At 70.1% G+C, this 8,259-nt stretch carries 11 protein-coding genes, 1 tRNA gene and 1 riboswitch; of the genes, 7 read left to right on the top strand and 5 right to left on the bottom strand.

Annotated features, from left to right (window positions below; translation table 11 throughout):
• Positions 1 to 14: 14 nt before the first annotated feature.
• A complete protein-coding gene (locus SSBG_RS09450; protein ID WP_008745948.1) occupies positions 15 to 1,307 on the bottom strand; it encodes a PTS transporter subunit EIIC in 1,293 nt (430 codons plus the stop codon).
• A gap of 147 nt (positions 1,308 to 1,454) precedes the next feature.
• Here SSBG_RS09450 and SSBG_RS09445 point away from each other — a divergent pair, with 147 nt between their 5' ends.
• From SSBG_RS09445 to rdgB, 4 genes are all read left to right on the top strand, one after another.
• Positions 1,455 to 1,688 (top strand): glucose PTS transporter subunit EIIB, encoded by a 234-nt coding sequence (locus tag SSBG_RS09445; protein WP_008745947.1) that lies wholly within the window; start codon positions 1,455 to 1,457, stop codon positions 1,686 to 1,688.
• A 75-nt stretch (positions 1,689 to 1,763) separates the two neighbouring features.
• The gene (gene rph, locus SSBG_RS09440; protein ID WP_008745946.1) at positions 1,764 to 2,489 is read left to right on the top strand and encodes a ribonuclease PH; all 726 of its coding nucleotides are present in this window, start codon (positions 1,764 to 1,766) and stop codon (positions 2,487 to 2,489) included.
• A gap of 244 nt (positions 2,490 to 2,733) precedes the next feature.
• On the top strand, positions 2,734 to 3,126 hold the full coding sequence (locus SSBG_RS09435) for a hypothetical protein (protein WP_037871280.1): 393 nt from the start codon (positions 2,734 to 2,736) through the stop codon (positions 3,124 to 3,126).
• A gap of 34 nt (positions 3,127 to 3,160) precedes the next feature.
• On the top strand, positions 3,161 to 3,763 hold the full coding sequence (rdgB, locus tag SSBG_RS09430; protein WP_008745944.1) for an RdgB/HAM1 family non-canonical purine NTP pyrophosphatase: 603 nt from the start codon (positions 3,161 to 3,163) through the stop codon (positions 3,761 to 3,763).
• A 54-nt stretch (positions 3,764 to 3,817) separates the two neighbouring features.
• On the opposite strand, the gene SSBG_RS09425 is transcribed toward rdgB, so the two are convergent.
• The 4 genes from SSBG_RS09425 to bcp all read right to left on the bottom strand — a co-directional run bounded on the left by SSBG_RS09425 (position 3,818) and on the right by bcp (position 6,783).
• Positions 3,818 to 3,892, bottom strand: a tRNA-Leu gene (locus SSBG_RS09425).
• Between the two features lie 15 nt (positions 3,893 to 3,907).
• On the bottom strand, positions 3,908 to 4,543 hold the full coding sequence (locus SSBG_RS09420) for an HNH endonuclease signature motif containing protein (protein WP_008745943.1): 636 nt from the start codon (positions 4,541 to 4,543) through the stop codon (positions 3,908 to 3,910).
• Between the two features lie 139 nt (positions 4,544 to 4,682).
• Complete coding sequence (locus tag SSBG_RS09415; protein WP_008745942.1) at positions 4,683 to 6,182, bottom strand: MFS transporter; 1,500 nt, start codon at positions 6,180 to 6,182, stop codon at positions 4,683 to 4,685.
• Positions 6,183 to 6,303: 121 nt separating this feature from the next.
• On the bottom strand, positions 6,304 to 6,783 hold the full coding sequence (bcp, locus tag SSBG_RS09410; RefSeq protein ID WP_008745941.1) for a thioredoxin-dependent thiol peroxidase: 480 nt from the start codon (positions 6,781 to 6,783) through the stop codon (positions 6,304 to 6,306).
• A 242-nt stretch (positions 6,784 to 7,025) separates the two neighbouring features.
• On the opposite strand from bcp, the gene SSBG_RS09405 reads away from it, so the two are divergent.
• The 3 genes from SSBG_RS09405 to sugE form a co-directional block, all read left to right on the top strand.
• Positions 7,026 to 7,352 carry a DUF3618 domain-containing protein gene (locus tag SSBG_RS09405; protein WP_008745940.1) on the top strand — a complete coding sequence of 109 codons (327 nt, stop codon included), beginning with the start codon at positions 7,026 to 7,028 and terminating at the stop codon, positions 7,350 to 7,352.
• A 184-nt stretch (positions 7,353 to 7,536) separates the two neighbouring features.
• Entirely contained in the window at positions 7,537 to 7,839 is a 303-nt protein-coding gene (locus tag SSBG_RS09400) for a GroES family chaperonin (protein ID WP_050776883.1), read from the top strand.
• 9 nt (positions 7,840 to 7,848) lie between these two features.
• Positions 7,849 to 7,913, top strand: a riboswitch (guanidine-III (ykkC-III) riboswitch).
• Positions 7,914 to 7,945: 32 nt separating this feature from the next.
• Positions 7,946 to 8,259, top strand: a 314-nt coding sequence (sugE, locus tag SSBG_RS09395) for a quaternary ammonium compound efflux SMR transporter SugE (protein WP_008745938.1), incomplete at its 3' end; no start/stop codon positions are given.

The following is an 8,259-nucleotide window of genomic DNA, read 5'->3' as shown; positions in this document are numbered from 1 at the left end:
GCCCGCGCGCCCCCTCACGCCCGCGTCTCGTCCTCCCGTTCCTCCTCCGGCTCGCGCCCCGGCGTCTTGAGGTCGAACCGTGTGATCGCGAAGCGGAACACCGCGTAGTACACGACCGCCGCGCACGCCCCGATGATCAGCAGCAGCCACGGTTTCGTCGCGAGCGACCAGTTGATGACGTAGTCGATCAGGCCCGCCGAGAAGCTGAACCCGTCCTTCGCCCCCAGCGCCCACGAGACGGCCATCGACACACCCGTCAGCACCGCGTGCACCGCGTACAGCAGCGGTGCGACGAACAGGAACGAGTACTCGATCGGCTCGGTGATCCCCGTGACGAACGAGGTCAGCGCGACCGAGAGCATGAGCCCGCCGACCTCCTTGCGCCGGTGCGGCTTCGCGCAGTGCGTGATCGCCAGCGCCGCGGCGGGCAGCGCGAACATCATGATCGGGAAGAACCCCGTCAGGAACTGCCCCGCGCTCGGGTCGCCCGCCAGGAAGCGGTTGATGTCCCCGTGCACGATGTCGCCGTCCGCCGCCTTGAAGTCCCCGAACTGGAACCACACGAACGTGTTCAGGAACTGGTGCAGCCCCACCACGAGCAGCGCCCGGTTGGCGACCCCGAACACCCCCGACCCCCACGAGCCCGCGTCCGAGAGCCACTCCCCGAAGTTCGTCAGCCCGTCCCCGATCGGCTGCCACGCCCACGCCGCCAGCCCGCCGAGCAGCAGCCCGATGAACGCCATCAGGATCGGCACCAGCCGCCGCCCGTTGAAGAAGCCGAGCCAGTCCACGAGCTTCGTCCGGTAGAACCGGCGCCACACGTACGCCGAGATCAGCCCGATCACGATCCCGCCGAACACGCCGGGATTCTGGTACGTCGCGGCGGTGAACGCCTTCCCCGCGAAGTCCACGCACCCCCCGTCCACGGCCTCCTGCCCCTTCGGGCAGTCCACCGGGAACGCCTGGAGCACGGCGTAGAAGACCAGGAACCCCGTCACGGCCGCGAGGGCCGTCGAGCCGTCCGACTTCTTCGCCATGCCGATCGCGACACCCACGCAGAACAGCAGCGGCAGACCCAGCGTGGAATCCAGGAGTGCCCCGCCCGCCGCGTCGATCACCTTCGCGACGTTCGTCCAGCCCAGTCCGTCGTCACCGAAGACGTCCGGCTGCCCCAGCCGGTTGAGAATCCCCGCCGCGGGCAGCACCGCGATCGGCAACTGGAGCGAACGCCCCATCTTCTGCAAACCCTGGAAGAACTTCCCCCAGGGCCCCGGCCCCGCCGTCGCCGCACTCGTCGCCGCGCTCATCCACAACCTCCCGTGCCGCCCGGGGCGCGCTCCTGCTGAGCGTCATGAATCGGCACCCCGGCTCCCGTCGCCCATGAAGAAGGGCCAATGGTGAGTTAACGTGACAAAACCCCCATCACGGAGCACCGGGCACAAGGAGCGTGGCGCATGGCCAGCAAGGCGGAGAAGATCGTCGCCGGACTCGGCGGCCTCGACAACATCAGCGACATCGAGGGCTGCATCACCCGGCTGCGCACCGAGGTCTACGACGCCTCCAAGGTCGACGAGGCCGCCCTCAAGGCCGCCGGCGCCCACGGCGTCGTCAAGATGGGCACCGCCATCCAGGTCGTCATCGGCACCGACGCCGACCCCATCGCCGCGGACATCGAAGACATGATGTGACGCGACCGCCGGGCGCCGCGGGGGACGCCGACCAGCCGTGCAGGGCGTCCCCCACGACCAACTAGGCTCAGCCGCATGTCACGCATCGACGGCCGCACCCCCGACCAGCTCCGCCCCGTCTCCATCGAACGCGGCTGGAGCAAGCACGCCGAAGGCTCCGTACTCGTCTCCTTCGGCGACACCCGAGTCCTGTGCACCGCCTCCTTCACCGAAGGCGTCCCGCGCTGGCGCAAGGGCAGCGGCGAGGGCTGGGTCACCGCCGAGTACGCGATGCTGCCGCGCGCCACCAACACCCGCGGCGACCGCGAATCCGTCCGCGGCAAGATCGGCGGGCGCACCCACGAGATCTCCCGCCTCATCGGCCGCAGCCTCCGGGCCGTCGTGGACACCCGCGCCCTCGGCGAGAACACCGTCGTCCTGGACTGCGACGTCCTCCAGGCCGACGGCGGCACCCGCACCGCCGCCATCACCGGCGCCTACGTAGCCCTCGCCGACGCCGTCCGCTGGGCGCAGGGCAAGAAGCTCGTCAAGGCCGGCCGCGTCCCGCTGCGCGACACCGTCTCGGCCGTCTCCGTCGGCATCATCGACTCCGTCCCGTACCTCGACCTGCGGTACGAGGAGGACGTGCGCGCCGAGACGGACATGAACGTCGTCCGCACCGGCGACGGCCGCTTCGTGGAGGTCCAGGGCACCGCCGAGGCCGCGCCCTTCGACCGCGCCGAACTCGACGCGCTCCTCGACCTCGCGAGCGCGGGCTGCACGGACCTGGCGGCCCTCCAGCGCGAGGCGCTCGAAGCCTGAGCCGTCCGGCGCGCGGGCTCGAAGCGGCGCTCGAAGGCTGAGCCGCCCGGCGCTCGAAGGCTGAGCGATCCGGCGCGCGGTGTCCCGGGCCCCGGCCCGCCGCCCGGGTAAAGGAAACACCAAGCGAAGTACGGGCCACGGGCAACCGAACAACCGTCCACAGCGTCATCCCGCATGACGGGGACCCGGCGGAGGTCACTCCTCCGGGTCCCGCCCCGCCGTGGACGAAAGGGACCGCCCGCTCATGCCCGCGCACCGCCGAGCCCGCCTCACCGCCGCCGCCCTCCTCCTGGCCGCCTTCCCGCTCCTCGGCCTCACCGCCTGCGACGCCGCCCAGAAGGCGCTCGACTGTGTGCACACCGCCGACACCATCGCGGACCACGTCACCAACCTCCAGCAGTCCGCCGACAGCATCGGCGACGACCCGCTCGACCCCGACGCCGAACTCTCCGCCATCGACAAGGACCTCGACGGCCTCCGGAGGAAGGCCGACGACGCGGACCTCAAGGAAGCGCTCGACGGGCTCGGCAAGGCGGTCGGCACGGTACGGGCCGATGTCGAGGCCGGCGACAACACGCCCGACCTCGACCCGCTCACCGACGCGGCGGGCGAGCTGACGAAGGTCTGCACCCCCTGAGGCGCGCGCCGGCCGTTGCGGAATACTGGCGTCCATGAGCCGCCTCATCCTCGCCACCCGCAACGCCGGCAAAGTCACCGAACTCCACGCCATCCTCAGTGAGGCCGGGCTCGGGCACGAACTCGTCGGGGCCGACGCGTACCCGGAGATCCCCGACGTCAAGGAGACGGGCGTCACCTTCGCCGAGAACGCCCTGCTCAAGGCGCACGCCCTGGCGCGGGCGACGGGCCTGCCCGCGGTGGCCGACGACTCGGGCCTGTGCGTGGACGTCCTGAACGGCGCCCCCGGCATCTTCTCCGCGCGCTGGGCCGGCCGCCACGGCGACGACGAGGCGAACCTGAACCTCCTCCTGGCGCAGCTCTCCGACATCGCCCCCGAGCACCGCGCCGCCGGTTTCGTCTGCGCGGCGGCGCTGGCCCTCCCCGACGGCACGGAACGCGTGGTCGAGGGCCACCTGCGCGGCACGCTGCGCCTGGAGCCGGCCGGAACGAACGGCTTCGGCTACGACCCGGTCCTGCAACCGGAGGGCCTGGACCGCACCTGCGCCGAACTGACCCCGGCCGAGAAGAACGCGATCAGCCACCGCGGCAAGGCCTTCCGGGCACTGGTACCAGTCGTGCGCGAGCTCCTGGCCTGACGGCGCCCCCGCCACAAGAAAGGAGCGCCTCGAAGAGGCGCCCCTTTCCGTCCGTGAACCCGATGGGATTCGAACCCATGACACCTGGGACCTAAACCCAGTCCCTCTAGCCAGCTGGGGTACGGGTCCAGCGTCAGACTTGTATCACCTCACGACCCTACCGGCAAAGGTGACCGTCTGGCTGTGGCAGTTCGGGCACAGGTACCGCAAGTTCTCCGCCCGGTTGTCCCGCCAGTCGCCGTCGATGTGGTCGACCTCCAGGCGCAACGGCTCGCCCAGCCATTCGGGGCCGATTCCGCAGTCGGCGCATACCTCCGCACGGCCGGTGGCCAGGAGCGCCCGTTTCAGTCGCTGCACGGGGACGCGGCGAGTCCTTACGGGCTCGAAGGTGGAAAGTTCGGCTGACGTCCGCCTTCGGGCGCCTTGGCGTGGCGCGCTGCGCCTGACCCTTACGAAGTGCGAGGTGTCGATGCCCAGCTTGGTGATCCTGCGGCATAGGTGGGTGTGCCAGCCGCCCACCTGGTCGATCCCCAGGCGTGACAGCACCTCGTACATGGTGCGCGAGGCCGCCACCGCCTCCGCGAGTTCCGCTCGCGTCCACCGGACGCGTGGGTCCTCCAAGCGGCTCAGGTCGAGCCCCGTCGACTTCATACGCTGCCGCAGGTACGTGCGCCGCTCCCGGTTCTCCGGCGCCACCCCCAGCCTCTGCATCACCTCACCCAGGGTCATCGCCCCCTCGAAGGCCCCCCGCAGTTCCTCGTCCGTATACCTGACCGGCATCCCGCACCCCGTTCGATCGAGCGTTCACCCGGTGAAACGACACCCGTTCGACCGGGTCACCCCGAACAGCGGAACGCCCCGCACCTTCACCGGTACGGGGCGCTCCGCTTCGTACGAGCCGAGCCGCACGAGCCGCGCGTCAGAACTTCGGCTCCGGGGTCTGGGCCTGTACCAGTTCCACCGCCTCTTCCTCCGTCTCCACCGACGGGGGCGAGCCGGCCAGCGGGAGGTTGGCCGTTTCCTTGAGGCACAGGACCGCGATGACGCCCACCACGGCCGCCGCCGTCGCGTAGTAGGCCGGCATCAGGTTCGTGTCGAAGGCGCTGATCAGGGCGGTGATCACGAGAGGGGTCGTGCCGCCGAAGATCGAGGTGGCCAGGTTGTAGGAGATCGAGAGGGAGCCGTACCGCACCTGGGTCGGGAAGATCGCCGGGAGTGCCGCCGACATCGTGCCGAGCAGGCAGACCAGCGAGAGGCCCAGGAGGAGCAGGCCCAGCGCGATCCAGACGATGCTGCCCTGGCGGATGAGGAGGAAGGACGGGACCGAGAGGACGAGGAAGCCGATCATCCCCGCCATCAGGAGCGGCTTGCGGCCGACGCGGTCCGAGAGGCGGCCCACCTGCTGGAGCAGGCACATCTGCACGACCATCACGAGGAGCAGGATCAGCAGCCCCTTGTTGGTGCCGTAGCCGAGTTCGTCGGAGAGGTACGTCGGCATGTACGACAGCAGCATGTAGTCGGTGATGTTGTACGCCGCGACCAGGGCGAGGCACAGCAGCAGCGGACGCCAGTACTTCGTGAAGATCTTGCCGAGGTCGCCGGCCGCGGAGGTCTCGACCGCGTCGGCGGTCTCGCTCGCCCGTACCTGGGCGCCCTCCAGCTTCTGGAAGGCGGGCGTCTCGTCCAGCTTCATCCGCAGCCACAGGCCGATGAAGCCGAGCGGGGCGGCGACCAGGAAGGGGATGCGCCAGCCCCAGTGGAGCATCTGGTCGTCGCTGAAGAAGGTGGTCAGCAGGACGACCAGGCCGGAGGCCGCCACGTATCCGGCGAGGGTGCCGAATTCGAGGAAGCTGCCGAAGAAGCCGCGCCGCTTGTCTGGCGCGTACTCGGCGATGAAGGTCGAGGCGCCCCCGTACTCGCCACCGGTCGAGAAGCCCTGGACGAGGCGGAAGAAGATCAGCAGGATCGGGGACCAGACGCCGATCGTGGCGTGCGAGGGGATGAGGCCGATCGCGAGGGTGCCGATCGACATCATGATCATCGTGATGGCGAGGATCGACTTGCGGCCGATCTTGTCGCCGAGGGGCCCGAAGACGGCGCCGCCGATGGGGCGGACGAGGAAGGCCACGGCGAAGGTCGCGAAGGAGGAGAGGAGCTGGGCGGTGTCGTTCCCGGAGGGGAAGAACACCTTGCCCAGCGTCGACGCGAGATAGCTGTAGATCCCGAAGTCGTACCACTCCATGGCGTTGCCGAGCATGGCCGCCTTGGTGGCCCGCTTGGCCGCCGCCTCGTCGGTCACGGTGATGTCGCTGCGGCGCAGCTTGGGATTGCGCCGCTTGTCGATCGCGCGGAAGAGCACCCGGTGGCGTCTGACCGCGGCGGGGTCCACCACCGGCTCGTCGTTGTCGGTCGCCGCCATCGCGGTGTTCCTTTCGCTGGTCCCGTTACCAAGCTGAACACCTGCGCGCTTCCGCCGCGCTCAAACAAATTCGTTCAAGGGGCACCAATACGGCTACCGACAGTCACCGTCATGCCCGTTTTCAGACGTTTTCGGCGAGCCCGAGGTCACGGATGATCTTCGCGACGTGCCCGGTGGCCTTGACGTTGTAGAGGGCGCGCTCGACCTTGCCCTCCTCGTCCACGACGATCGTGGAGCGGATGACGCCGGTGACGGTCTTGCCGTACAGCTTCTTCTCGCCGAAGGCGCCGTACGCCTCCATGACCTCCTTGGACGGGTCGGAGACGAGCGTGACGCGCAGCTCCTCCTTCTCGCGGAACCTCGCGAGCTTCTCGGGCTTGTCGGGCGAGACGCCGATGACGTCGTAGCCCTCGCCCGCGAGGAGGTCGAGGTTGTCGGTGAAGTCGCACGCCTGCTTGGTGCAGCCCGGGGTGAGCGCCGCCGGGTAGAAGTAGACGATCACTTTCCGTCCCCGGTGCGCGGAGAGCGGGATCTCCTTGCCGTCGGCGTCCGGAAGGGTGAAGTCGGGGGCGGGGTCACCGGGCTGAAGGCGCTCGCTCATGAGGTGCTCCTGTTTCCGGGAGGGATTACGGGGTACGCCGCCGAGCCTAAGCCAGCGCGCGGGCGGGGCCGGACGGTCCGTACCGGGTTCATGGCGTCCGTACAGGGGGTGCCGAGGGGTGCGCGGGCGGTACAACTGACAGACTGTCGTGCTACGGGCCCCGAGCGGGGCGCGGAGAGTGCACAAGAGCGCCGGGTGTCCCCGATTCACGGGCCCCGGGACACGACGACGGAGGCAACGCGGTGTCGGAAGCGGATGCCAGGACCCCTGCGGAGATCGAGGCGGACATCAGGCGCCGGCGTGTGCTGCTGGCCGAGACCCTCGACGAGATCGGGGTGCGCGTGCACCCGAAGACGATCGTGGGCGATGCGAAGGCGAAGGCGACGGCGAAGGTCGATCAGACCCTCGGGCGGGCGTATGTGGGCGTGAACCGCACGCTGAGCGGTGTGCGGGCGAAGTTCGTGGACGAGGAGGGCGCCCCGCGCCTGGAGCGGATCGTCCCGGTCGCGCTGCTCGCGGTGGGGGTGGCCGGGCTCGTCGTGGCCTCGGGGCGGCGCAAGAAGAAGTGAGCCGCACGGGGGCGCCGCCACGGGTCCCGGGGCGGGGGCGGGCGTCCCAGTGCCGGGGTTCCGTACCGGGCGTGCGGGGCCCCGGGTTAGATTTTCCGGCGTGAGCGAGAACCACGGCACGAACGAGGCCCACGACGCGCAGGCCCCCGGCGGCCCGGTCCACGACGACAAGCTGCCCATCCGGATGCTGCACGACCGCGTCCTGGTGCGGAGCGACAACCCGGAGGGGGAGCGCCGCTCGGGCGGCGGGATCGTCATCCCCGCGACGGCGGCGGTGGGGCGGCGGCTCGCCTGGGCGCGCGTCGTCGCGGTCGGGCAGAACGTGCGGACGGTGGAGCCGGGCGACCGGGTGCTGTACGACCCGGAGGACCGCGCCGAGGTGGAGGTGCGCGGTGTCGCGTACGTCCTCATGCGGGAGCGGGACCTGCACGCGGTGGCCGCCGACCGCTTCGAGGGCGCGGAGGACTCGACGGGCCTGTATCTGTGAGGGCCCTCGGTGTTGCTAGCCTCGGAAGCACCCCGACGAGACGCGCCGTACCGGGTCACGAAAGACGACGCACCCTGTTCGCTCGTTCGTTCGGAGGTGTCTCGTCATGGCGTGGATCGCCGTGATCATCGCGGGTCTGCTCGAAGTGGCCTGGTCGATCGGGATGAAGTACACGCACGGTTTCACGCGGCTCGTGCCGAGCCTGTTCACGGGCGCGGGGATCGTGTCCTCGATGCTGCTGCTCGCCTACGCGGCGAAGACGCTGCCGATCGGCACGGCCTACGGGGTGTGGGTCGGGATCGGCGCGGCGGGCGCGGCGGTGCTCGGGATGGTGGTCCTCGGCGAGCCGGCGACGGCGGCCCGGATCTTCTTCGTCTCGCTGCTCGTGGTGGCCGTGGTGGGCTTGAAGCTGACCTCCGG

The sequence above is a fragment of the Streptomyces sp. SPB074 genome (genome assembly GCF_000154905.1).
Taxonomy (GTDB): Bacteria; Actinomycetota; Actinomycetes; order Streptomycetales; family Streptomycetaceae; genus Streptomyces.
The sequence above is the reverse complement of the archived record's forward strand: the minus strand, read 5'-3'. Positions and strand labels throughout refer to the sequence as shown.

Excerpts from the sequence above, each read along its gene's own strand:
- SSBG_RS09450 (WP_008745948.1), bottom strand. The coding sequence starts at position 1,307 with ATGAGCGCGGCGACGAGTGCGGCGACGGCGGGGCCGGGGCCCTGGGGG.
- SSBG_RS09445 (WP_008745947.1), top strand. The coding sequence starts at position 1,455 with ATGGCCAGCAAGGCGGAGAAGATCGTCGCCGGACTCGGCGGCCTCGAC.
- rph (WP_008745946.1), top strand. The coding sequence starts at position 1,764 with ATGTCACGCATCGACGGCCGCACCCCCGACCAGCTCCGCCCCGTCTCC.
- SSBG_RS09435 (WP_037871280.1), top strand. The coding sequence starts at position 2,734 with ATGCCCGCGCACCGCCGAGCCCGCCTCACCGCCGCCGCCCTCCTCCTG.
- rdgB (WP_008745944.1), top strand. The coding sequence starts at position 3,161 with ATGAGCCGCCTCATCCTCGCCACCCGCAACGCCGGCAAAGTCACCGAA.
- SSBG_RS09420 (WP_008745943.1), bottom strand. The coding sequence starts at position 4,543 with ATGCCGGTCAGGTATACGGACGAGGAACTGCGGGGGGCCTTCGAGGGG.
- SSBG_RS09415 (WP_008745942.1), bottom strand. The coding sequence starts at position 6,182 with ATGGCGGCGACCGACAACGACGAGCCGGTGGTGGACCCCGCCGCGGTC.
- bcp (WP_008745941.1), bottom strand. The coding sequence starts at position 6,783 with ATGAGCGAGCGCCTTCAGCCCGGTGACCCCGCCCCCGACTTCACCCTT.
- SSBG_RS09400 (WP_050776883.1), top strand. The coding sequence starts at position 7,537 with ATGCTGCACGACCGCGTCCTGGTGCGGAGCGACAACCCGGAGGGGGAG.